The 22,755-nt window shown below is 69.8% G+C and carries 22 protein-coding genes; 7 read left to right on the plus strand and 15 right to left on the minus strand.

Features of this window, described 5'->3' with window-relative positions:
• Nucleotides 1-66: 66 nt before the first annotated feature.
• The 8 genes from IG04_RS0124785 to IG04_RS0124820 form a co-directional block, all read right to left on the minus strand.
• Nucleotides 67-807, minus strand: a complete 741-nt coding sequence (locus tag IG04_RS0124785) for a M23 family metallopeptidase (protein WP_420843957.1) — start codon at nucleotides 805-807, stop codon at nucleotides 67-69.
• Nucleotides 808-1,837: 1,030 nt separating this feature from the next.
• Entirely contained in the window at nucleotides 1,838-3,955 is a 2,118-nt protein-coding gene (locus tag IG04_RS0124790) for a transglycosylase domain-containing protein (RefSeq protein ID WP_036015572.1), read from the minus strand.
• A gap of 97 nt (nucleotides 3,956-4,052) precedes the next feature.
• Nucleotides 4,053-5,087 carry a carbohydrate kinase family protein gene (locus IG04_RS0124795; protein ID WP_030479106.1) on the minus strand — a complete coding sequence of 345 codons (1,035 nt, stop codon included), beginning with the start codon at nucleotides 5,085-5,087 and terminating at the stop codon, nucleotides 4,053-4,055.
• Between the two features lie 100 nt (nucleotides 5,088-5,187).
• Entirely contained in the window at nucleotides 5,188-5,883 is a 696-nt protein-coding gene (gene shbA, locus IG04_RS42870; RefSeq protein WP_036015763.1) for an RNA polymerase sigma factor ShbA, read from the minus strand.
• A gap of 146 nt (nucleotides 5,884-6,029) precedes the next feature.
• Nucleotides 6,030-7,256, minus strand: a complete 1,227-nt coding sequence (locus tag IG04_RS0124805; RefSeq protein WP_030479108.1) for an SAM-dependent methyltransferase — start codon at nucleotides 7,254-7,256, stop codon at nucleotides 6,030-6,032.
• The gene (locus IG04_RS0124810; RefSeq protein ID WP_245816054.1) at nucleotides 7,253-7,933 is read right to left on the minus strand and encodes a DUF1365 domain-containing protein; all 681 of its coding nucleotides are present in this window, start codon (nucleotides 7,931-7,933) and stop codon (nucleotides 7,253-7,255) included. Before IG04_RS0124810 ends, IG04_RS0124805 begins: the two co-directional genes overlap by 4 nt.
• Nucleotides 7,930-9,168: an NAD(P)/FAD-dependent oxidoreductase gene (locus IG04_RS0124815; protein WP_030479110.1), complete on the minus strand. Its 1,239-nt coding sequence runs from the start codon at nucleotides 9,166-9,168 to the stop codon at nucleotides 7,930-7,932. Before IG04_RS0124815 ends, IG04_RS0124810 begins: the two co-directional genes overlap by 4 nt.
• Nucleotides 9,161-9,832 (minus strand): alpha/beta hydrolase, encoded by a 672-nt coding sequence (locus IG04_RS0124820; protein ID WP_245816052.1) that lies wholly within the window; start codon nucleotides 9,830-9,832, stop codon nucleotides 9,161-9,163. The genes IG04_RS0124815 and IG04_RS0124820 overlap by 8 nt, the downstream gene beginning before the upstream one ends.
• Nucleotides 9,833-9,922: 90 nt before the next feature.
• On the opposite strand from IG04_RS0124820, the gene IG04_RS0124825 reads away from it, so the two are divergent.
• Nucleotides 9,923-10,747: an alpha/beta fold hydrolase gene (locus tag IG04_RS0124825; protein ID WP_030479112.1), complete on the plus strand. Its 825-nt coding sequence runs from the start codon at nucleotides 9,923-9,925 to the stop codon at nucleotides 10,745-10,747.
• Here the strand turns inward: IG04_RS0124825 and IG04_RS0124830 are convergent.
• Nucleotides 10,680-12,077 (minus strand): DUF1349 domain-containing protein, encoded by a 1,398-nt coding sequence (locus tag IG04_RS0124830; RefSeq protein ID WP_051770589.1) that lies wholly within the window; start codon nucleotides 12,075-12,077, stop codon nucleotides 10,680-10,682. The two genes, IG04_RS0124825 and IG04_RS0124830, sit on opposite strands and share 68 nt — an antisense overlap.
• Nucleotides 12,078-12,163: 86 nt before the next feature.
• Between IG04_RS0124830 and IG04_RS0124835 the strand changes: the two genes are divergently transcribed.
• The 3 genes from IG04_RS0124835 to IG04_RS0124845 are packed head-to-tail and all read left to right on the plus strand — an operon-like array spanning nucleotide 12,164 to nucleotide 14,536.
• A complete protein-coding gene (locus IG04_RS0124835; RefSeq protein WP_030479114.1) occupies nucleotides 12,164-13,291 on the plus strand; it encodes a sensor histidine kinase in 1,128 nt (375 codons plus the stop codon).
• Complete coding sequence (locus IG04_RS0124840; protein WP_030479115.1) at nucleotides 13,288-13,950, plus strand: response regulator transcription factor; 663 nt, start codon at nucleotides 13,288-13,290, stop codon at nucleotides 13,948-13,950. Before IG04_RS0124835 ends, IG04_RS0124840 begins: the two co-directional genes overlap by 4 nt.
• Before the next feature lie 10 nt (nucleotides 13,951-13,960).
• Nucleotides 13,961-14,536 (plus strand): nucleotidyltransferase family protein, encoded by a 576-nt coding sequence (locus IG04_RS0124845; RefSeq protein WP_030479116.1) that lies wholly within the window; start codon nucleotides 13,961-13,963, stop codon nucleotides 14,534-14,536.
• On the opposite strand, the gene IG04_RS0124850 is transcribed toward IG04_RS0124845, so the two are convergent.
• The gene (locus tag IG04_RS0124850; RefSeq protein WP_030479117.1) at nucleotides 14,511-15,119 is read right to left on the minus strand and encodes a C39 family peptidase; all 609 of its coding nucleotides are present in this window, start codon (nucleotides 15,117-15,119) and stop codon (nucleotides 14,511-14,513) included. The two genes, IG04_RS0124845 and IG04_RS0124850, sit on opposite strands and share 26 nt — an antisense overlap.
• Before the next feature lie 225 nt (nucleotides 15,120-15,344).
• Between IG04_RS0124850 and IG04_RS0124855 the strand changes: the two genes are divergently transcribed.
• On the plus strand, nucleotides 15,345-16,295 hold the full coding sequence (locus IG04_RS0124855) for a MarR family transcriptional regulator (protein WP_030479118.1): 951 nt from the start codon (nucleotides 15,345-15,347) through the stop codon (nucleotides 16,293-16,295).
• Nucleotides 16,296-16,326: 31 nt separating this feature from the next.
• Here IG04_RS0124855 and IG04_RS0124860 read toward each other — a convergent pair whose 3' ends face one another.
• Entirely contained in the window at nucleotides 16,327-16,509 is a 183-nt protein-coding gene (locus IG04_RS0124860; protein ID WP_030479119.1) for a hypothetical protein, read from the minus strand.
• 101 nt (nucleotides 16,510-16,610) lie between these two features.
• Here IG04_RS0124860 and IG04_RS0124865 point away from each other — a divergent pair, with 101 nt between their 5' ends.
• On the plus strand, nucleotides 16,611-17,351 hold the full coding sequence (locus IG04_RS0124865) for an SIS domain-containing protein (RefSeq protein ID WP_030479120.1): 741 nt from the start codon (nucleotides 16,611-16,613) through the stop codon (nucleotides 17,349-17,351).
• Nucleotides 17,352-17,431: 80 nt separating this feature from the next.
• Nucleotides 17,432-18,991, plus strand: coding sequence for a penicillin-binding transpeptidase domain-containing protein (locus IG04_RS0124870; RefSeq protein ID WP_084401055.1), 1,560 nt, complete (start codon nucleotides 17,432-17,434; stop codon nucleotides 18,989-18,991).
• On the opposite strand, the gene IG04_RS42875 is transcribed toward IG04_RS0124870, so the two are convergent.
• From IG04_RS42875 to IG04_RS0124890, 4 genes are all read right to left on the minus strand, one after another.
• Nucleotides 18,981-19,229, minus strand: a complete 249-nt coding sequence (locus IG04_RS42875) for a LuxR C-terminal-related transcriptional regulator (RefSeq protein ID WP_030479122.1) — start codon at nucleotides 19,227-19,229, stop codon at nucleotides 18,981-18,983. The genes IG04_RS0124870 and IG04_RS42875 overlap by 11 nt on opposite strands.
• Before the next feature lie 307 nt (nucleotides 19,230-19,536).
• The gene (locus IG04_RS0124880) at nucleotides 19,537-21,426 is read right to left on the minus strand and encodes an ABC transporter ATP-binding protein (RefSeq protein WP_051770591.1); all 1,890 of its coding nucleotides are present in this window, start codon (nucleotides 21,424-21,426) and stop codon (nucleotides 19,537-19,539) included.
• A gap of 90 nt (nucleotides 21,427-21,516) precedes the next feature.
• Nucleotides 21,517-22,329 (minus strand): enoyl-CoA hydratase/isomerase family protein, encoded by an 813-nt coding sequence (locus IG04_RS0124885; protein WP_030479124.1) that lies wholly within the window; start codon nucleotides 22,327-22,329, stop codon nucleotides 21,517-21,519.
• Between the two features lie 59 nt (nucleotides 22,330-22,388).
• Nucleotides 22,389-22,598 carry a helix-turn-helix domain-containing protein gene (locus tag IG04_RS0124890; protein WP_030473247.1) on the minus strand — a complete coding sequence of 70 codons (210 nt, stop codon included), beginning with the start codon at nucleotides 22,596-22,598 and terminating at the stop codon, nucleotides 22,389-22,391.
• Nucleotides 22,599-22,755: the final 157 nt, after the last annotated feature.

Genomic DNA, 22,755 nt, shown 5'->3' on the forward strand with positions numbered 1-22,755 from the left:
CACCTCATGCACGGCGGCGTGGCCGGAGACTATCGAGACTTCTCGTGATCGTGTGACCGGATTCGGTCAGAGACTCACACCGCGCTCGGCCAGCCAGCCGACGGGGTTGACCTTCTGCCCGCCCGCGACCCACACCTCGAAGTGCAGGTGCGGCCCGGTCGACTGGCCGCGGTTGCCGATCGTCGCGATCTGCTGCCCGGCCTTGACCTTCGCACCCTGCGCGACGTCGATGGTGTTCATGTGCCCGTAGACGGTGATGGTGCCGTCCCCGTGCTGAACGCGAACCCACAGCCCGAACCCGGACGCGGGCCCGGCTTCGACGACGGTGCCCTCCATGACGGAGACGATCGGCGTGCCGATGGCGTTCGCGATGTCGACGCCGTTGTGGCTGGTACCCCAGCGGGCACCGAACCCGGACGTGAACGAGCCCTGGGCGGGCCGCACACACTTGGGCCGCTTCGCCTCCTCCTCGGCCGCGATCCGCGCCTTCTCGGCCGCGATCCGCGTGGCCTCGGCCTGGGCGACCGCCTGCCGCTGCGCATAGGCGCCCTCGGCGGACCTGAGCGCCCCGGCGATGTGGAACTGCGCCTGGATCTGCTCGGCCTGCAACAGCTTGCGCGCCTCAGACCCGGCGTTGACGTCGTGGATCGTCTGCGGACCCTGCGGCCGGGCCTCGGCGGTCATCACCGCGGCGAGGTTCTTGGTGGCCGCGACGGGGGCGATCATGCGGTCCACCGGGCTGACGGTCGTCGCCGCCTGGGCGAAACCGGCGCCGGCGAGGGCGCCCGCGGCGACCACCACCGCCACTACCTTCTTGCGGTCCAGGTCCACCTTGGTGATGACGTCGACCAGGGGACCCTTCGTACGATGCCGTGCCAAACCTGTCTCCATGCACTCGGGGGAGTTCGGCATCTGCGCTTCGCCTGGCGTCGGGGGGCCTGGCTGCGGGCTTCGGGGGCCCGGTGGTGGACTGGACCGCTTCGGGGGAGATCCGTGTCCTTGCAGTTATCGAACCGTGACATGCGGCGCAGAACGTAACCTCGCGTGACCGGCGCGGGCAAGCGATGTGGGCGTTCAGGTGATTAGGCCCACTGTTGGTTACTTTGCGTAGTCGGTTGATTTGAGGCTTGGTCAACTCTGTTTGGACCAATCCTTGGGTTGGTGTTTGTACTGGTCAGTCGCTTTATCGTGAAAGGTTTGGTGGGGGTGGGGTGGGGAGTTGACCTTGCCTGGGTGGTCATTTGTGGGGGTTGGGTCGTTTGGGTGGGCGTTGGGGTGGGGGTGGTGGTTTCGGGGGCGGTGCGCGGGCTGGGCGGACGGTCGGGTGCGTGGGTGGCGGCGGACGGCGGTGGGGAGCGTGCGGGCGGGCGGGCAGCCGGCGGCGGGCGCGCGGCAAGCAGGCGCGCGGCAAGCAGGCGCCGGCGGACGTGAACGGGCGCTGCCGGGTGAGCGGGGTCGTGCGGGTCGGCTTGCGTTTGCGTGTCGCGTTCCAGCGGGATGGTCACCTGCCGTGCGGGCGGTCACCTTGCGAGGGTGGTCGGGCGGGCAGTACCGGGCCGGTGCCGGTCATCGCCGCTTCGCGTCGATAGCGATTGGGGCTTGACCTTGAGCCTCTGGCGGGATGCTTGACGGCCGGAAAAGGCCGGGCTGAAAAGCGCCCGGCGCGTCCTACGTCCTGCCTCGCTCTGACCGAACGGCCTTGCCTCGCTCTGGGCTGCCCACCTCATCCGGTCCCACCCCTGCCTCAGCCCGCTCCGCCTGGCCCTGGGCTCCCCCGCCCAACGCAAAGGGCCGCCGGACGCGCTTGGCGTCCGGCGGCCCTCTGGCCGAGCTGTGCTTACTTGTACCTGGCTGCTGCCGGGGGCAGTGGCGCCACCGGGAGGCCCTCGTGGATCACCTTCATGGCGTTGAACCAGGTGGGTGCGGCTACCTGGCCACCGAAGACGCCCTGCGAGCTACCTGGGCAGAGGCGGATCGGGTTGGCGCAGATTACCTGCGGGCTGTTGCCGTCGGCGTAGGTCATGACGGCGCCCGCGTACTGCGGGGTCGCGGCCAGGAAGGCCACCGACTTGTGCTCTTCGGTGGTGCCGGTCTTGCCGATGGCCGGGCGGTTCCAGCCGGAGCCGCTCGCCGCGGTCGCTGCCGTGCCGCTGCCGGTCGTGTCGTGGGACATGCCCTGGGCGAGGCTGTTTGCCAGGTCCGGTTCCACGGCCTGCTCGCAGGGCATTTCCTTCAGCGGGACGTCCTTGCCGTAGCGGTCGATGACCTTCTCTACCGGGGTCGGCGGGCACCAGGTGCCGCTGGAGACGATGGTCGCGGCCACGTTGGCCAGCTCGAGGACGCTGGTGGCGCCGGGGCCAAGGGTGTACGAGCCGGCGTTGTTCTGCTTGGTCCAGTCGCCCTGGGACGGGCCGTTCGAGCCGTCGGACTTCAGGGGCTCCGCGCCGCGGTTGACGCCGGTGAGGGTCTCGCGCATGCCGAGCTTGTAGGCCATGTCGACGACGTTGTTGAGGCCCGCCTGCTCCTGCAGGATCACGAAGCCCGTGTTCGGGGACGTCGCGAGGGCCTGGGTGAGCGTCATCTCCTCGGGGTAGTCGCCCGCGTTCTGGACGCGCCAGGCCGAGCCGCCGTTCGGGTAGACCCGGGAGTTGTAGACCTTCGGAACCTTGATCTTGCGGTCGATTCCGGTGACACCGTTCTTCATCGCGGCGGCGGCGGTGAAGATCTTGTTCACCGAGCCGGGACCGAACGGCAGGACCTCGGCGGGCACGGGGCGGGCGACCTGGCCGAGTTCGGCCTTGTTGCCGTAGTCGCGGGAGGCGACGAGGGCGCGCACGCGGTGCTTGTCGGTGCCCGGCTGCACGACGGACATGACGTTCGCGATGCCGTTCTGGGTCTTCGGCACCTGCTGCTCGGCCGACTGCTTCGCGGCCTTGGTGGCCTTCGGGTCCATCGTGGTCTTGATGGTGAGGCCGCCGCGCTGCAACTGCTTGTTCGTGATGCCGGAGGCGCGCAGGTAGTCGAGCAGGTAGGAGCAGAAGAAGCCGTAGATCGGGCCGTCACCCGCGCCGACGCAGCCCTTGGGCAGGATCTGCAGGTTCTCGACGATGCCCATCGGCTGGGCCTTGAACTCCTCGGCCTTCTTCTTGGCCTCGGTCTCGTCGGAGCCGAACGCACCGTTCTCGCGCATCTTGTCGATGACGATGTTGCGGCGCTCCAGCGCCTTCTCCGGGGACGCGCCGGGGTTCAGCGACGACGGGCGGTTCGCGATCGCGGCGAGCAGTGCGGCCTGCGGAACCGTCAGCTTGTCGGCCGTGGTGTTGAAGTACGCCTTCGCGGCCGCACCGACGCCGTAGGTCTGGTTGCCCAGCGGCACGATGTTGAGGTAGCCGGTGAGGATCTCGTCCTTCGTCATCTGCTGCTCGAGCTGCAACGCGACGCGCGCCTCGCGCATCTTGCGGCCGACCGTCGCCTCGGTGGCCTTCTCCCAGGCCTCCTGCTCGTTGTCGGCGCCGAGCACGAACGCCATGTAGTTCTTGACGTACTGCTGGGTGAGCGTCGACGCGCCCTGCGTCGCCCCACCGTCCACACCGGCCTTGGCGGCGGCACGGGCGATGCCCTGCCAGTCGACGCCCTGGTGCTCGTAGAACCGCTTGTCCTCGATGGCCAGGATCGCGCCCTTCATGGTGTCCGCGATGTCCTTGGTCTCCAACGGGATGCGGTACTGGTCGTACAGATAGGCGATCGGGTCGCCGTTCATGTCCTGAATGGTGGTGACGAGCGGCAGCTCGCCCTTCGCGAGGTCGCCCGACGTCTGGTCGACCGTGTCGGCCGCGCGGTTGGACGCGAGCCCGAGACCTCCGACGAACGGGAACACCATCGCAGCGAGGAGGACGCCCGCCGTCAGGCACAACCCCAGCAACTTGACCAAGCCTGACGCGCGTGCGGCGAACAACCCGCAACTCCTTCCGAACAAAACCCCAGAGACTCTCTACGTATTAAGTCGCGCGGGAGGCCCGTGAGGTTGCGTCCGCTGATCGACTGTTTCCAACCTACCGGAGTAGCCGGAGACCGATCGTCGGACTGGCCCTGCGCACCTCGACGCCCGTGTGCTCGGGAAGCAGGTCGTCCAGGAACCCGTAGCGCGACAGTTCTTCGTCCGGCCGCCTGCTCACCGTCCGCCACCAGACCGCGATGTCTCCCCAGCCCGGTGCCGACAGCGAACCACCGAAGTGCTGCACGGACAGCGCGGCACACAGGTTCGCGAACCGCACCCGGTGTTCGAGCGGCCACCCGGCCAGAGTGCCCATCACGAACCCCGCGCCAAACACGTCACCGGCACCTGTCGCGTCGAGTTGCGCGACGTTGAGCCCCGGCACGTCCACGCATTCGCCGGTGGCGCCGTCGACCGCGACCGCTCCCCCGCCGCCCCGTGTGACGACCACCACTGGCACGTGCTCGGCGAGCCGGCGCGCGGCGGCCTCCGGGGTGTCGGTGCGGGTGTACCCCTGCGCCTCCACGTGGTTCGGGAGGAACACGTCGTACCCGTCGAGCCTGCGCAACAACTCCGGCGACCACGCCCCGGTGCGGTCCCAGCCGATGTCGGCGAAGAGCTTCGCCCCGTTCTCCTTCGCCGTGCGCACCCACTGCTCGTCCTCCGCCTGGATGTGCACGAAGCACGCCCGTGTCAAAGGCGGCGGAGAGAAGAGGTCATCGGCGATGACGGGCGACTTGTGCCCGTGCGTGACCATGCTGCGGTCGCGCTCCATCGCCATGGACACGGTCACGGGCGAATGCCACCCGTAGAAACGGCGACAGTAAGAGAGGTCGACGCCTTCCTGGTCCGCCAGCACGTCCCAGCAGAAGTCGCCGTACGCGTCCTCCCCGAACGCCGCCGCCAGCGCTGTCTTCAGTTCGAGCCGGCGCAACGCCACGGCGAGGTTCGCGATGCCGCCGGGACACGACCCGAGTCCCTCGGCCCACACCTCGGTCCCCGGCTCCGGCGGCCGGGGCAGACCGGTGAAGATGATGTCGAGGAAAACGGTGCCGGTGAGCAGCACGTCGTAGGCGGGTTCCGGGTCGGCCATGCGTAAACCTTGCCATCCGCGGCCGATGATCATGCGTTACGTCGTCACCGACGCGTCGGTAGCGGCCCGGGCGACCGCGGCGCCGCGATCAGCGAGCGCGTCAGCCTTCCTCGGCGATCATCTCCCGCATCCGGGTGAGCGCGCGGTGCTGTGCGACCCGCACCGCACCCGGAGTCGACGAGACCGCCAGCGCGACCTCGTCGGCGGACAGGCCCACGGCCACCCGCAGCACGAGGATCTCGCGCTGGCGGGGCGGCAGCTTGTGCAGCAGGCGCGTCACCTGGGCCATCATCTCGCCGTTGACGGCGTGCTGTTCCGGGCCCGTGTCCAGCGACGGGCAGTCCGGCAGTTCCGGTACGACCTCGGCACGGTTGCGGACAGCACGACGGCGGGCGTCGGCGACCTTGTGCGCGGCGATGCCGTACACGAACGCGAGGAACGAGCCGGGTTCGTAGCGGTACTTCGACAACGCGCCGAGCACCGCCACGCACACCTCCTGCGCTATGTCCTCGGCTGAGACCAGCGTGCGTTCACGGCCGCCGACCCTGGCGCGGCAGTAGCGCACGATCAGCGGCTGGATCCGGCCGAGCAGGTGCTCGACCGCCCGTCTGTCTCCGGCAAGAGCGGCATCGACGAGGTCGGCGAACTCGGCTTCGGCGAGCCACTGATTGGAGACCGGTGCCTGGAGCACCCGACGGCGCATGGGCACCGTTGGCCGGTTCCAGGCCTCTGTGCCTTCACCGGGCACGAGAACCGCGACACCGCCACCGGCCCGCACGGCTGTGGGTAGAACCATCCCGGCGACCTCCTCCACTACAGCGACACTTGGGGCTTCACTGAAGAAGAGACCGCAGCGAGCCGATTGATACCGCCTGTCTCAAAGAGGACCACGAAGTCCGCACGGGTGGGGGGACCAGCACCCTTTTGGGGTAGAAGGTGGTCCTAACGGCCCAGTCGTTCGGCCATGCCGAACTGCTGTACCCCGAGGTATCCGACGCGGAAGCCCGCCTCCGAGTAGGCCAGGTAGAACTCCCACATCCGGCGGAACGTGTCGTCGAAGCCCAGCTCCCGCACCTCGTCCCAACGGGTGAGGAACGTTTCGCGCCAACGGCGAAGCGTCTCGGCGTAGTCGAGGCCGAACGACCTCGACTCGACGATCTCGAGCCGGGTGTTGTCGCGCACCGAGTCCTCGATCGACCGCACGGACGGGATGAGCCCGCCGGGGAAGATGTACTTGTGGATCCAGGTGTAGCTGGCCTTGCTCGCGATCATGCGGTCGTGCGGCATGGTGATCGCCTGCAGCCCCACCCGGCCACCCGGCGCGAGCACGCGGTCGAGCACCGAGAAGTACTCGGGCCAGTATTCGGCACCGACTGCCTCGATCATCTCGACGCTGACGACGGCGTCGTACCGGCCGTGCTCCTCTCGGTAGTCACGCAGCTCGACCGTCACTCGATCGTGGAGACCCGCGTCCCTCACCCGGTCCAGCGCCAGCTTGCGCTGTTCGGCGGAGATGGTCAGCGACGTGACCGTGGCACCCCTCTGGGCGGCGCGGATGGCCAGCGCGCCCCAGCCCGTGCCGATCTCCAGCACGCGTGAGCCCTCGCGCACTCCCGCGTAGTCGAGCACGCCGTCGATCTTGCGCAGCTGGGCCGTGCGCAGGTCGGCGTTCCCGCCCTCGAACAACGCCGACGAGTACGTCATCGTCTCGTCGAGGAACACCGCGAACAGCTCGTTCGACAGGTCGTAGTGCCGGTGGATGTTCTGCCGCGAGCCCGCGACGTCGTTGATCTCGGTCTGCCGCCGCTCCACCCACCGCCGCATCAGCTGCAGGCTGGGCGGGATCAGCGTCGAGAGCTTCGCCGCGAACACCGAGAGCACGTCCGCGAGCTCGTCGGTCTCCCAGTCGCCCACCATGTAGGCCTCACCGAAGCCGATCTTGGCGTCGGCTCCGAGGCGGTGGAAGAACTCGCCGGGCCGGACGATCCGCATCACCGGACCGCCCGCTCCCCACGTCCTGCCGTCGGGGAACCGGACGGTCACGGGCAACGGGCGCACGGCCTTGCGGAACAACGTCTCGGCGATGCGGGCGCGCATCGGCGAACGCGGTGCCGTGAACAGTCCGGGCCACATGCCCTGGCCGGGACGGGGCAGTGACAACGTGCTCATCCATCGCTCCTGGGGATGATCGGAATACGCCTCAGGTAGAGGGCAATGCCATGACGGCGGATCAACGCGGACACGCGTTGGGGCATCAGGGGACGGCGCAGCAGCATGCGCAGTCCCGAACTGCGCTCGCCCTTCATCGTCGCGCTGAAGGTCGTCTTCCCGTTCTGCCGCAACGCGATCGTCACGGACAGCTGGTCTCCCGGCTTCGGCATCTTCATGACGTAGTGGCCGTCGACCTCGAGAAACGGGGAGACGTAGAACTCTTTGTCCACCGACGCACGACCCTTGTCGTCGGTGCGCAGCAGATAGCAATGCCGTCCGCCGTAGGTGTTGTGCACTTCCGCAGCGACGCACACGAGCTCTCCAGAAGCGTCGTGGCACCAGTACACGGACAGCGGGTTGAAGACGTAACCGAGCACACGCGCGTTGGCGAGCATCAGGACCTGCCCGCCGCCGAGATCGATCCCGTGCCCGGCCAGCCACTCGTCCAGGTTCTCCCGGATGGTCCTCGACGGTGACCCGAGGTGGTCACGGGCCTCGAACTTCGCGAACGGGCGTGCCCACCAGGGCAGCCGCGGTAACTCGGCCAGGTCGACCAGCCACATGTAGGCGCGGTGGCTGAACGCCCGGTCGATGAGCTCGCGGCGGGCGTGCGTGATGACGACGTCGTAGATCACCACGTGACCCCGAAGTGCTGGGCCGCGCGCACTCCCGACGCGCAGCCGTCCTCATGGAAGCCCCAGCCGTGGTACGCGCCGGCGTAGGCGGTCGAGCCGGTGTTGATCTCGGGCAGACGTCGTTGCGCCGCAACGGATTCCGGCGTGTAGATCGGGTGCTCGTAGACCATCTTCGCGAGCACGAGGTCCGGGTTCACGTCGTGCGGGTTGAGCGTGACGACGAAGTCGCGCGGTTCGTCCAGGCGCATCAGCCGGTTCATGTGGTAGCTGACGAGCACCTGGTCGTTCGCTTCGTGGCACGCCCGCTTGTAGAGGTTCCACGACGCCCGCGCACCGCTCGCGCGCGGCAGGATGGAGGCGTCGGTGTGCAGCCAGGTCTCGTTGCGCGAGTACTGGAACGCGCCGAGCACCTCTTTCTCCTCGCGCGTCGGGTCGGCCAGCAGTCCCAGCGCCTGGTCCGGGTGCGTGGCGATGACGACGTGGTCCGCGGTGTGCAGCACGTTGTTCTCGTCGCGGATCTCGACGCTGGTGCCGCCGCGGGTGACGGCCCTGACGGGTGTGCCGACGTGCACGGCCTTGAGGCCCTTCACCGCGCGGTCGACGTACGTGCGCGAGCCGCCGGCGACGGTTTTCCACTGCGGGGTGCCGCCGATCGCGAGCATCCCGTGGTTCGCGAGGAACTCGAACAGGTACCAGGCCGGGTACTTCATGCTCAGCGCCGCGCCGGACGACCACACCGCGCTGACCAGCGGAACGATGAAGTGGTCGACGAAGTAACGGCTGTACCCGCCGATCGCGAGGAACGCGCCGAGCGTGACGTCGTGCGCCTCCTCGTGGTCGAGAACGCGCTGGGCGTGCTTGTAGAACCGGGTGACCTCGGAGAGCATTCGCAGGTACCGCGGGTTGGCGGCGTTCTTCGGCTGCGCGAACAGGCCCGGCAGCTTCCGGGCGCCCGCGTACTCCAGGCCGCAGCCGTCGCACCGGACGCTCATCGACATCTCGGAGTCCTGAGTGGACACACCGAGCTCGCGGAAGAGCCTGATCAGGTTCGGGTAGGTCCGTTCGTTGTGGACGATGAACCCGGAGTCGACGTGCACGCCGTCCAGGTCGTGCGTGTGCGCGTGGCCGCCGAGCCGGTCGTCGGCCTCGAACAGCGTGACGTCGTGCTTGCGTTGCAACACATAGGCTGCCGTGAGCCCGGCGACCCCTGCTCCGATGACGGCGACCTCAGCCACGCGAGCCTCCCAAAGGCACGTCGAGGCCTCGTGGCGAGGCCTCCCGCATGGCATTCGCGATGTCGGGTGCGACCGGTTCGAACCCGAGTTCACCGTGGACGAAGGAGACGACCAGCCGGGTCCAGTCCCGCGCCCTCCTGAGCATCGCGTGCCCGTCGCCGACGACGCTGAACCGCGCCACCCGGTCCGTCACGGTCTTGGCCTGCCGGGCGAACGACAGCGACTTGGCCGGATCCGTCATCCGCTCACGGTCGCCGTGCGCGATGAGCAGCGCCTTGCCCCTGAGCTGCTCGAACGGCTCGCCGGGCACGAGCCACGGCGCCAGCGCGCACACGGCGACCACGCTCGGATGCCCGGCGACGCGCAGCGCGGTCCGGCCTCCCATCGAGTGCCCGACCAGCACGACCGGCCTGCCGGGGTGGAGCTCGGTGATCTTCTCGAGCGCCCACCGCGCGTCCTTCACCGGATCGAGACTCGGCGCGTTCCAGCCGCGGAGCCGGTAGCGCATGTTCCAGACCTCGATGCCGGGCGCGCGCAGCGCCCTGGCCAGCGGGACCATGCGCAGGTACGCGAGGTTGTGGCGCCGGACGGGTCCGGTGCCGTGTTCCCGGCCGCCGTGCAGCACGAGCACGACAGCGTTCGTACCGCCCTGCGGTTTCAGCACGTCTACATGCGGATGCACACCTGCTGTTCGTGAGGCCAGGCTCTTCGGCTCGCCCGTTGAGAGCCAGGTCACACCGGTAGTGTCGAGTCCGTGATCGACCACATCAGCATCCCCACCGAGGCAGGCACTTTCGACGCCATCGCGTCCGGCCCTGAGGACGGCCGCCCGGTGTTGCTGCTGCACGGCTTCCCCGAGGCCGCGATCGAGTGGGAGCACCAGGTCGCGGTGCTCGGCGTGAACGGTTTCCGCGCCGTCGCACCGGACCAGCGCGGCTACTCCCCCGGCGTGCGGCCGGAACAGGCGTCCGAGTACACGGTCACGCACCTGGTCGGCGACGTGATCGCGATGGCGGACTCGCTGGGCTGGGACACGTTCGACCTGGTCGGGCACGACTGGGGTGGCGCCGTCGCGTGGTGGACCGCGATCGAGCACCCCGAACGCCTGCGCACGCTCACCGTCTTCTCCACGCCGCACCCCGCCGCGCTGAAGGTCGCGCTGCAGTCCGATGAGGACCAGGCGATGCGGTCGCAGTACATGCGCGACTGGCGTGAGCGCAGCACCGAGAAGCGCATGCTCGACAACAACGCGCAGGCCATCAAGCAGATGTTCGAGTGGCGGATCAGGCCCTCGCACGTCGATGAGTACGTCCAGCGGCTCAGCGAACCGGGCGCGCTCACCGCCGCGCTCAACTGGTACCGCGCGGGCAAGCCGCACGGTGCCGCGGACAAGGTCGGCGTCAGGACCATGTACGTGTGGAGCACCGAGGACGTCGCGTTCGGGTCGGTGGCGGCCTTCGAGACCGAGAAGTGGTGCACCGGGCCGTACCGGTTCGAGATGGTCGAGGACGTCAGCCACTGGATCCCGGAGGAGATCCCGGAAGCGGCTTCCTCGCTGATCCTCGAGAACCTGAACTAGCCAGCCACAGTACGAGCGCCGTGTACGCGCAGAGCACGGCGAACCCGGCCCAGCCCGGCAGCGGGAAGTAGCCCGCCGACGGCGCGTAGTGGGCCGTGACCTGCGGATACTCCACCACCGTCTGTTTGACGGCGAAGCCCGCGGCCGGAGTGAGCCGCAGCAACCACTCCGCGACCGCGTCGGGCAGCAGCGGGACCGCGGTCACGGCGTAGGGCACGGCGACCAGCGTCAATCCGACGAGGATCGCCGCCCAGCCGCGGCGCAGCCACACACCCAGCCCGTACGACAGGACCGCGCACACCGCGAGGACCGCGGCGACACCGACGACCACCCGGACGAAGGTCGCCAACGGCGTCGTCGCGACGACGATCCCGGCGGCGAGCAGACCCGTGACGAAGGTGGCCGATCCGACGACGACCGTCCGGGCGGCGATCACCCGCCGGGGCGTCTCACGGGCGCCGTAGCGGGCCGCGACGACGAGCACGATGATCAGCGCGATCACCAGTCCGGACAACGCTTTCTCGACGCCGCGCGCACCGCCCTCGCCGATCGGCCCGATGTCGCCGGTGCCGCTGATGGTGACGACGCCGTCCTTCTCCACGGCTCCTGAGGCGTTGTGGAACTTCTCCCAGTCGGTGTGGTTCATCTCGCCGACCGAGCCGCTGTCCCACCGGCCGGTGCCGCCCTGGACCGTGATGTTGTCGAAGACGCCGACGGCCTGGGTGAAACGCACCTGCTCGATCGTGCCTCCGAGACCGGTCTCGCGGAGCGTCAGGTCGCCCGGCGAGGTGGCGAAGAGTCCGACCTGGACGGTCTCCGGGAGCCCCGTGAGCTCCGCGGTCCCGACGACGTGCCACTGCTCGCCGTCCGCCGACTCGGATCCGGTGATGGTGTCGCCGGAACGGGTCAGCCGCAGCCAGCGAGGAGTCCGGGCCGCGCTTCCGGCGACGTCGTGCACGTAGTCGTGCTGGAACCGCACGCCGTGGGCGCCGGTCATCGCGAGCGCCGCGTACCGCGAGCCCTGCCGCAGGCCGTCCTTGACGATGATCCCGGACTTCGCCCACGGTACGAGCCCGGCGACGATCTGGTCGTGACCCGGCGGTGGATAGGTGATCGTCCCGGTCATCGACGTCATCCTGACCGTGATGGCGCCGTCGCGGCCGAGGTCCTGGTACCGGAACCAGAAGGTGTCACTGACGCCGGACGAGGTGGCGCCGGCGAACAGCAGGCCCATCGTGATGACGGTGAGGCCCGCGACGGCCAAGGCGATCAGGCGGCCGGGCCTGCGGAACGCGGTCCACTCCCGCCGGAGGAGTTCGGTGCTCGACATGGCGCTTGGTCTACCGATCGGCGGGTAACACGGCCCGAACCCGCCTTGTCATGCCGTTGTTAGGTCCTCGCGGGCATGCTGACGGCATGAGCAGGCTGCGCAACGGAACCGTCGGGGCACGGTTCACGGTCTTGTACGCCGTCGTGTTCCTCGTGTCCGGCGCCGGGCTGCTGCTCCTGACCTTCCTGCTGTCCGGCGGCATCAGAGACACCGCGCCCGCCGGGAGCCCGCCCGCTCAGGGCGCGGCGCAGCAGCAGATCCAGCAGCTGCAGAACCAGCTGAACGAGGTGCACACACAGCAGGCACGCCAGCTGCTGGCCGGATCGCTGCTGGCGCTGGTCGTGATGGCGGTCGTGTCGCTGCTGGTCGGCCGGGTGCTGGCCCGGCGGGTGCTGCGGCCGTTGCGGACCATCACGAGCGCCACGCGGCGCATCTCCGCGGACAGCCTCGACCGGCGGCTGGCCGTCACCGGCCCGGCCGACGAGGTGAAGGGCCTCGCCGACACCATCGACGAGTTGCTCGAACGGCTCGAGGTGTCGTTCGCCGCGCAACGCCGCTTCGCCGCCAACGCCTCTCACGAGCTGCGCACACCGCTGACGACGATGCGTGCGTCCCTGGACGTCGCGGTCGCCAAGCCCGATCCGGCCGCATCGACGGTGGCACTCGCGGATCGTCTGCGCGTGCAGCTCGACCGGGTCGATCATCTGCTCGACGGGTTTCTCGTGCTGGCCAGGGCGCAGCACGGCGCGCTGGCCGACTCCGCCCCGGTCGGCCTCGGCGAGCTAGTGGAGGGAGCGCTGCGCGACCTGTCCGGCGAGGTACGGGCGAAGGGGCTGAACGTGGTGGTGGACGTACCGCCGGGAACGGCGACTCAGGGCAGTCCGGCGCTGCTGGCGCGCCTGGTGGGCAACGTCGTCGACAACGCCGTGACGCACAACGAGGCCGGTGGATGGGTCCGGATCACCGGATCCGTGAGCGAGAGGACGGCGCTGGTCGTCGAGACCGGCGGAGCCGTCTTCGAGCAGCGGGAGGTCGACCGGCTGGCGCAGCCGTTCGAACGGCTCGGCGGCGAACGCATCGGCTCCTCGGGCCTGGGACTGTCCATCGTGGCCGCGATCGCCACCGCGCACGGCGGCCGCCTCGACCTGCTCGCCCGGCCGAAGGGCGGCCTGCGCGTGTCGGTCACGCTGCCGGCCGCGGAGGTGCCGGCGTGAGGATCCTGCTCGTGGAGGACGACACGGCCCTCGCCGAGGTCATCGCGGAGGGACTGCGTGACCAGGGCATGCCCGTCGACCTGGCGCACGACGGGCTGGCCGCCGCCGGTCTCGACCTCCTCGGGTACGACGTGGTGGTGCTGGACCGGGACCTGCCGGGCCTGCACGGTGACGTGCTGTGCCAGATGATCATCGAGCGGCCCGGCCGGCCGATGGTGCTGATGCTGACCGCGGCGGGCGCGCCCGGTGACCGGGTCAGCGGGCTCACCCTGGGCGCGGACGACTACCTCGCCAAGCCCTTCCACTTCCCGGAACTCGTCCTGCGCGTGCGGGCACTGGCCCGTCGCAGACCGGACGCCAGACCGCCGGTGCTGCGCGCGGCCGGGATCGAACTGGACCCGGTGCGCCGGACCGTCGTGCGCGACGGGCGGCAACTCGCGCTCTCGGTGAAGGAGTTCGCCGTGCTGGAGGCGCTGATGGAGGCCAGCCCTGGGTTCCTGAGCGCCGAGGCCCTGCTGGAGCGGGTCTGGGACGAGCACGCCGATCCGTTCACCAACACCGTCACCGTCACCATCGGCCGGTTGCGCCGCAAGCTTGGTGAACCGCCGATCATCGCGACGACACCGGGAATCGGCTACCGGATCGGCGAAACGAACTAGATTAAACGCCATGCGCGTGGCCGGTCTTCTGCTCGCCGCGGGGGCCGGCCGCCGGTTCGGTTCCCCCAAGGCTCTCGTCCCGTTGCACGGCAAGCTCTTCGTGGACTCGGCCGCCGACCTGCTCAGAGCCGCCGGCTGCGACCCGGTCGTCGTGGTGCTCGGCGCGCAGGCGGCGGAAGTGCGGCGACAGGCCACCCTGCACGGCGTGACCGTCGTCGACAACCCCCACTGGGACACCGGCATGGGGTCGTCGCTGCGCACCGGCCTGCACGCCGTCGGCAGCGCGGACGCGGTGATCGTCCTGCCCGTGGACACCCCAGGCGTCACCGTCGAGGCGTTGCACCGCCTCATGGCTCTCGCCGAGCCGAAAGTGCTGGCCCGCGCCACCTACGACGGCGAGATCGGGCACCCGGTGCTGATCGGGTCGGACCACTTCGCGGGCGTCATGGCGTCGGCGGCGGGTGACCAGGGCGCGCGGGACTACCTCCAGGCGAACACCGTCCGCCACGTCGACTGCGCCGACGTGGCGGACGGTGCGGACATCGATCGGCCCGAGGACCTCAGGCGACGTACCGGCGGAGCTTGATGCCCGAGGACACGTTGGACGCGCTCAGCCAGTGCAGCTTGCCACCCGCGTAGGCCGGGTCGGACACGGCGAACTCGTTGCCGCCCGCGCGGTAGCCGACGATCGTGGCGTAGTGGCCGCCGGAGTAGCTACGGCCGTTGAGGCGGATCACGTTGATGACGACGGCGTGGCCGCGGTTGGCGTTGTAGACGACGTCGCCCTTGAGCTTCGTCAGCAGCTGCGAGTCGGTCGACCACTGCTTGACCTGGTAGTAGGTCGAGCCGGTGTAGTGGTCGAGGGCGTTCTCGAGGTTCTTGATGTTGGGCAGGCCGTTGGTCGTGACCTTCATGAACGAGGCCAGCGTGGACTGCTCGACGTACTTGCCGCGGGCCGTCAGCGCGATGCGGGCAGCGGCGGCCGAACACCAGTAGCCGGTCTTCTGCACCTGGAACTGGTGCGGCAGCACGCCTTCGCCCTGGATGCCGAGTTCGGCGGCGGCCGGGATGACGGTCTCGCCCGGCGCGGCGGACGCGACCGGCGCGGTCAGGATGGTCAGGGCGACACCGGCGGCCGCGATCGCCCCGGTGATCTTCGCGAGCTTCATCGAAAGAATCCCCTCAGTGGTGGCGCCGGTCCCCTGTCCGGCGCTCGCCGAGAAGCTTGGCGGTAGCGTGAGAAGAGCCGCCACAACATTCGGCCGAGCCCTAAAAAGCCAGGTAGTGGCACTCGGAGCCGTGCGAGAACCCACTCTGGGTGGGCGATGTGTACCTTTCGGCTGAGTGGTCTCGAATCCGGTACAGGCCGTGGTCCGCTGTGCCAATCTGCTGCTGTGCTGCGTGTCCACTTCACGGCGGAGGACCTGGCGAGGGTGCGTGTCGCCGCCGGTCCCGACCCGATGTGGGAGATCCTGCTGAGCCTGCACGTGCTGCGGCAGCGCTCGGCCACGCCGGTGTTCGGCCGGTGGCGTGCGACGGTGCGGACGACGTTGCCCGGCGACACCCGCTGGCTCATGCAGCTGGCACCACCCGTCGGCTACTCCCCCGACTTCCTGACCCCCACCGCGGGCTCGTGCGCGGTCGACGCGGGCATCGACGCGGTGCTGTCGACGCCGGTCGAGTCGCTGCGCGCGGACCTGGCGCAACTGGACAATCGGCACCGCCTCGACCCGCGCACGCACCTGCTGGCCGGCGGTGACGTGGCCACCCTGGACTCGCTCGGCGAGGCGTTGCGCGACTACCACCGGCACGCGCTCGCCCCGATCTGGGGCGACGTGCGCGCCGTCGTCGACGCCGACCGCGCGGTGCGGGCGCGGTCGTTCCTGGACAGCGGCTGCGAGGGCATGCTCGCGGCGCTGCACCCGACGATCTCGTGGGCACCGTCCGTGCTGTCGATCGAGTCCCGCTTCCCTCAGCGCGACGTCCACCTGGGTGGCCAGGGCCTGGTGCTCGTGCCGTCGTACTTCTGCTGGGAACGGCCGATCATGCTCCGGGACCAGAGCCGCACGCCCGTGCTCGTCTATCCGATCGCGCGCGACCTGCACGTGACGAGCACCGGGAAACGGTCGCTGGAGGCGTTGCTTGGCCGCACCCGCGCCGCCGCGCTGGAGGTCATCGCCGGCGGCTGCACCACCACGGAACTGGCTCGGCGCCTGGGCATCTCCGCCGCCTCGGCCAGTGCCCACGCCTCCGTCCTGCGAGACGCGGGCCTGGCCGTCGCCCAACGCCACCGCAACTCGGTGCTGCACACCGCGTCCGCGTTGGGTGTCGAACTGCTGGCTTAGGTCGCTTCGTTCGTCGCTGTCGTGAACGGTCTCAAGGCCTCGCCCGAACCGCCGCCCTGGCGCACCCGACGGAAACGACGAGCAGCGCCAGCCCCACCCACACCGGCCACAGCTCGGAGTAGGTGATCGCCAGCGCGATGTTCGTGGCCGCCGCTGCCGTGAACACCGCGACCAGCACGACCCAGAAATAGAAGTACCGCCTGATCAAACCCACCCCCTTCCACGAGCGCCACCGCACCCCTCATCGCGCGTATCGAGGTTTGTGGTGCCTGGGTTACTGGTGACCTCACCTGCGATCCGGTACTACTGACCGGCATGACGACCGACACCGTGACCGGGTCCGACTACGGCAATCTCGTGCGCACGCACCTCACGCGCGTCGAACAGCACAACGCGGCGGCACTCGACGACGTGGCCGAGCTCGTGCTGGCCGCCGTCCAGGCCGACGGCATCCTCCTCACCGCAGGCGCGGGGCACTCGCTGGCGGCGGTCGCCGAGACCTTCTACCGGGCCGGTGGCCTGGCCTGCGTCCGCCCGGTCTACCACCCCGAACTGCTCCCGATGCACGGCGCGATCAGCAGCACGTCGGCCGAACGCCGCTCCGGCCTCGCCGGTGAGGTCCTGCGCGAATCGGGTCTGGCCCCGCACGACGTGCTGTTCGTGTTCTCGACGTCGGGCGTGAACTACTACCCCGTCGAACTCGCCCAGGAGGCCGCGAACAGGGGCTGCCCTGTGGTGGGTGTCACCTCGGTGGCCTCGAGCGCCCAGGCCCCGCGCCGCGCCGGCGCGACCCTCGCCGAGGTCTCGACCGTCGTCCTCGACAACCTGGTCCCGCCCGGCGACTCGACCTACCCGGAGCACGCCCCGGTCACCGCGGCGATCTCCACTCTGGCCACCACGTTCCTGTGGAACCTGCTGATGGTCCGCCTGATCGACAAGGCGACCGAGTCCGGCGTGCGGCTCCCCCTCTGGCGCAGCGCGAACGTGGAGGGCGGCGACGCGGCCAACGCCGACCTGCTCCGCCACTACCAGACCCGCATCCCGCAGCTCGGATAGGTAGAAACCCTCACGGATCCTCAGCGACCTGCCGTTATTCTCCCACCGGGGAAAGCACTTACCTGGGGGGATTCGAACAAGTGGAGCAGAAGACTCGTAGATGGATCCTGATCGGCGGCGCGCTCGCCACGACGGCTGTGGTCGGCGTGGCGGGCGTCCTGCTCTGGTCGGGCAGCAGGTCGGTGGTGGTCGCCGACGCACCGGTCAAGCCGGCGGAGACTCCGGTGCAGGTGGCCACCTCCTTCCTGACAAGGGCGTTCTCGGGCCCCGCCAGCGCCGCCGTCTTCACCGACGCACCGGCGGTGGCGACCACGGCCCTGGAAGCCAGCAAGGCGGGCATGAGCACGTCCGCCTACCAGGCCACCGTGGCGGCAGCCGAACCACCGGCGCCTGACGCCACGACCACCGAGCTCACCGCGTCCGTCACCTGGACGATGCCGGGCGCAGGCCTGCTGAAGTACGACGTCAAGGTCCCGATGACCCGCGCCGACGGCGCCTGGAAGGTCCACTGGACGCCCACGGTCATCCACCCGCAGCTGACCGAGGGCGCGTCGCTCACCTACCGCAAGGCGCTGGCGGAAGGCGCCCTGCTGGGCCGCGACGGCAAACCGCTGACGCAGGGCACGGTCCCGGACGGCCTGTACAAGACGATCACCGCCACCGTCGGCGACGTGAAGGGCATCGACGGCTGGGAGGTGGGCATCACCGCGGGCGGCGCGTTCACCGTGCTGGACACCAAGAAGGCGGAGGGCGGCGAGAAGATCACCGTCACCATCGATCCGGCCCGCCAGGCAGCGGCCCAGGCAGCCGTGGACGCACTCCCACAGGGCGCGGCGATCGTGGCGATCGAGGCCTCCACCAGCGAGATCCTGGCCGTGGCGCAGAACAAGGCACTGGGCGGCACCAACCCGTTCGTCGGCCGTTACGCCCCCGGCTCGACGATGAAGATCGTCACGGCGGCGGCGGTCATGAACGCGGGCCTGGTGCAGAGCGGCACCGCCGTCCCCTGCCCGGCCACCGCCACCATCGGCACCCGCCGGATCAGCAACGCGGGCTTCGGCCACGACAGCCTGCCGTTCCACACGGCGTTCGCGCTGTCCTGCAACACGACGATCGGCGACCTGGGCTCCAAGCTCGACCCGAACGCCCTGCCGGACATGGCGAAGCGGTTCGGCCTGGGCGCCGACTGGGCCATCCCCGGTGCCGAGACGAACACCGGCAAGGTCCCACCGGCCACCGGCGACCAGCGGGTGGAGAACAGCTTCGGCCAGGGCAACGTGGTGGCCAGCCCGTTCGGCATGGCCCTGGTCGCCGCCACCGTCGTCTCGGGCAGGACCCCGACGCCAACGCTCCTGCGCGGCAAGCCGTCCGAGCCGAACGACGTGGCGGCCGGCCCGCCCGCCGCCGTGCTGCCGCCGTTGCGCGCGATGATGCGCGAGGTGGTCACCGCCGGTACCGCGAAGCAGCTCGCCGGAATCCCCGGCCTGGCCGGGAAGACCGGCACGGCCGAGGCGGGCGGCGGTGAGGCGCACGGCTGGTTCGTCGGCTACCAGAACAACGTGGCGTTCGCGGTGGTCGTGGAGAAGGCGGGCTCGTCGCAGAGCGCGCTGGACGCGACGGCGGCGTTCCTCAAGGGCTGAACCGCTGCTCGCGCGGGACGAACAGCCCGCGCAGGTGTGACTTGACGGTGGCCTCGGTGATGAAGAGGCCTTTGGCCACGTCGCGGTTCGTCGCCCCACCGGCGTCGAACCGCAGCACCTCCAGCTCGCGCGGGCTAAGCACCGCCGCGGCCGCGCTGCGCACCCGTCTCATCAGCAACGCCGCCGCGGCCGGGGCGAACACCACCTCGCCCCGCGCGGTGGCGCTGACCGCACGCACGTCACCCGGCGCGATCCGCCCGGCACCGGCCTGCGCGGGATTTCCCGGACATCAGCCGATCGGCTGGGCGGGCCCACCGCCCACGCGGGCGGTGAACGCCTCGAACAGCCGGACGTCGTTTCGCAAGCGAGCATCCCTCTCAGGCAAGCTCCGCGCGGCGCCCGCGCGGCGCCACCCTGGACAGCCATCCGGACAAAGTCTCCCCAGGCGCCCGTCTCCCAGGCGCCCGTCTCCCAGGCACGCTCCGCGGGCTGCCCGCCTGCATCTCCGGCGAGCGTCCGCGCCTCACGGGCCGCCCCCACCGGGATCAGTTCGTCTGCGGCACCCCGAGGCGCTCGCTGAACTTCGGCGTCGGCATCACCCCGACGACCGGAGGCTGGGCGAACTGGGTGTTGTAGAGGTCGGAGTAGCGGCCCTCCGCCGTCATCAGCTCGGTGTGCGTGCCTCGTTCCACGATGTCGCCGTGCTCCAGCACCAGGATCTGGTCGGCCGCCCGGATCGTCGAGAGGCGGTGGGCGATCACCAGCGACGTTCGTCCGTGCAGCGCCTCGGTCAGCGCCTCCTGCACGGCGGCCTCGGACTCCGAGTCCAGGTGCGCGGTGGCCTCGTCCAGGATCACGACGCGCGGCTTGGCGAGCAGCAGGCGGGCGATGGTGAGCCGTTGCCGTTCGCCGCCGGACAGCCGGTAGCCGCGCTCACCGACCACGGTGTCGAGCTGGTCCGGCAACGATGCCACCAGGTCCAGCAGGCGGGCCCTGCGCAGCGAGTCCCACAGGTCGTCGTCGGTGGCGCCGGGTGACGCGTACTCCAGGTTGGCCCGGATGGTGTCGTGGAAGAGGTGCCCGTCCTGGGTGACCACGCCGACGGACGCGCGCAGCGCCTCGAAGGACAGGTCGCGGACGTCCACTCCGGACAGACGCACGGAGCCCGAGTCGACGTCGTAGAGCCGCGGCACGAGCGATGCGAGGGTGGACTTGCCCGCGCCGGACGAGCCGACCAGGGCGACCAGCTGACCGGCCTCCGCCTTGAAGCTGATGCCGTGCAGCACTTCCTCGCCACCACGAGTGTCCAAAGTGGCCACGGACTCCAGCGATGCCAGCGACACCTTGTCCGCCGACGGGTACGCGAAGCGCACGTCCTCGAACTCGACCGACACCGGGCCCTCGGGCACCGCGCGGGCGTCCGGCTTCTCCTTGATCATCGGGTCGAGGTCCAGCACCTCGAAGACGCGCTCGAACGACACCAGCGCCGTCATCAGGTCGACCCGCGCGTTCGCGAGCGCCGTCAGCGGGGCGTACAGGCGGGTCAGCAGCAGCGCGAGCGACACCACGGCGCCGGCCGCCAGGTGCCCGGTCAGCGCGAGGTAGCCGCCCAGGCCGTAGACCAGCGCCTGCGCCAGCGCCGAGACCAGCGTCAGGCCCGTCATGAACCAGCGGGTGGCCATCGCGGTCCGGATGCCGATGTCGCGAACCTGCGCGGCCTTCTCGGAGAACTCCTCCTCCTCGCGGACCGGACGGCCGAAGAGCTTCACCAGCGTCGCGCCGGGCGCCGAGAAGCGCTCGGTCGACTGGGTGACCATCGAGGCGTTCAGGGTGGAGGCTTCACGCTGCATGTCCGCCATCCGACGGCCCATCCGCTTGGCGGGCAGCACGAACACCGGCAGCAGCACCAGCGCCAGGGCCGTGACCTGCCACGACAACGTGAACATGACGGCCAGCGACAGGACCAGCTGGATGATGTTCGTGACGAAGCCCGACAGCGTCGAGGTGAAGGCGCGCTGGGCGCCGATCACGTCGTTGTTCAGGCGTGAGACCAGCGCACCGGTGCGGGTGCGCGTGAAGAACGCGACGGGCATCTTCTGCACGTGGCCGAACACGGCACGACGCAGGTCGTAGATCAGGCCCTCACCGATGCGCGTCGACTGCCAGCGCTCGACCAGGCCCAGGCCGGCGTCGACGATGGCGATCACCGCGATCGCCACGGCGAGCCACACGACCACGGACGGCACGGAGCCGCGGACGATCGCGTCGACCACGCGGCCGGCCAGCAACGGCGTCGACACCGCGAGAACCGACGAGACGACCGTCAGCAGCAGGAACACCAGCAGCTTCGCCCGGTGCGGCCGGGCGAAGGCCAGAACGCGGCGGAACGTACCCCGGCGCACCTTCGAAGGCGCGTCCGAGGTCGCTCCCATCATGAATCGCCAAGAGCTGTATCCGTCCACGCTGTCTAGAACAGCACAGCGGTCTGACAATTCCTTCGCGCGCGGCTACAGCGAGGGAAAGGTTCAGCTTTGAGCGGACAAGGCGGCGAACGACTGCAGCCGGCGCAGCTGGGCGGCGCGCTCCAGCGCGAGCTGCGCTTCAGCCGTCGGCGTCTCGGCGGCAGCCAGGATCAGCGCCAGCGTTTCCGACACGGCACCGGCCATCGGCTTGAGAACGGCGGCCACCAGCTCATCGACAGCGCCGTCGAGCCCGTCCGCGGGCACGACGGAGTTCGCGAGGCCGATCCGCAGCGACTCCTGTGCCGACACCCGGCGGGAGGTCACGCACATCTCGGCCGCGCGCGAGTACCCCACGAGTCGCACCAGCGGCAGCGTGCCGCCGAGATCGGGCACCAGACCCAGCCCGGTCTCGGCCATGCAGAACTGCGCGTCCTCGGCGAGCACGCGGAAGTCGCACGCCAGCGCCAACTGGAAACCCGCGCCGATGGCATGCCCTTGCACCGCGGCGATCGTCACGCGTGCCGGGTCGCGCAGCCAGGTGAACCCGGCCTGGTACGACGCGATGCGGGCGTCCGCCTCCGTAGTGGGAAGGGACAGGATCGCGCCGAGACCACCGGGTTCGCCGTCGACGGGCTCACCGGTGAACATGCGCCGGTCCAGCCCTGCCGAGAAGGCACGGCCGGAGCCCCGGACGACCACGACGCGGACGTCCGGGTCCAGCTGTTCGCCGATGTGCCGCAACGCCTGCCAGGTAGCCGGCGTCTGCGCGTTGAGCACGTCAGGACGATCGAGCGTGATGGTCGCGCGCGGCCCGGAGATCGCGAGCCGAACGCCACCGCGCTCGAGCACACCAGCGTCGATGGAAGGCACTGGCATAGTCGTTACCTCCGGCGGACTAGAAGCTAGTTACCGGAGAGTAGCAGTCTGAGTTGTGGCTACTTCTTCTTTGTCCGGGTGGCGCCACCGCGACCGCGCAGCGTGACCCCGGATTCCGACAGAACCCGGTGCACGAAGCCGTAGGAACGCCCGGTGCTCTCGGCCAAAGCCCGGATGCTCGCGCCCTTTTCGTACTTCTTCTTCAGGTCAGCGGCCAGCTTGTCCCGTGTGGCGCCGGTGATCCGGGCACCCTTCTTCAGGTCAGCCACCTTGTCCCGCCTTCCGTACGAGCAGGTGGGCCGTTTGACGGCCCCTGTCGTCGCAATGATCGAACAGGAACCGGCAGAACGCCAGGTGATCAAGCAAAGAGATCGGTGAACGGTCGATTCGATCACACTGAGTTGATCACAGAACGCGCTCGGTAGT

The sequence above is a fragment of the Lentzea albidocapillata genome, from assembly GCF_000719115.1.
GTDB classification, from domain to species: Bacteria; Actinomycetota; Actinomycetes; order Mycobacteriales; family Pseudonocardiaceae; genus Lentzea; species Lentzea albidocapillata.

Coding starts and splice junctions, on each gene's coding strand:
- IG04_RS0124845 (WP_030479116.1), top strand. CDS start 13,961: ATGCGCGTGGCCGGTCTTCTGCTCGCCGCGGGGGCCGGCCGCCGGTTC.
- IG04_RS0124880 (WP_051770591.1), bottom strand. CDS start 21,426: ATGATGGGAGCGACCTCGGACGCGCCTTCGAAGGTGCGCCGGGGTACG.
- IG04_RS0124850 (WP_030479117.1), bottom strand. CDS start 15,119: ATGAAGCTCGCGAAGATCACCGGGGCGATCGCGGCCGCCGGTGTCGCC.
- shbA (WP_036015763.1), bottom strand. CDS start 5,883: ATGGTTCTACCCACAGCCGTGCGGGCCGGTGGCGGTGTCGCGGTTCTC.
- IG04_RS0124865 (WP_030479120.1), top strand. CDS start 16,611: ATGACGACCGACACCGTGACCGGGTCCGACTACGGCAATCTCGTGCGC.
- IG04_RS0124805 (WP_030479108.1), bottom strand. CDS start 7,256: ATGAGCACGTTGTCACTGCCCCGTCCCGGCCAGGGCATGTGGCCCGGA.
- IG04_RS0124835 (WP_030479114.1), top strand. CDS start 12,164: ATGAGCAGGCTGCGCAACGGAACCGTCGGGGCACGGTTCACGGTCTTG.
- IG04_RS0124885 (WP_030479124.1), bottom strand. CDS start 22,329: ATGCCAGTGCCTTCCATCGACGCTGGTGTGCTCGAGCGCGGTGGCGTT.
- IG04_RS0124830 (WP_051770589.1), bottom strand. CDS start 12,077: ATGTCGAGCACCGAACTCCTCCGGCGGGAGTGGACCGCGTTCCGCAGG.
- IG04_RS0124795 (WP_030479106.1), bottom strand. CDS start 5,087: ATGGCCGACCCGGAACCCGCCTACGACGTGCTGCTCACCGGCACCGTT.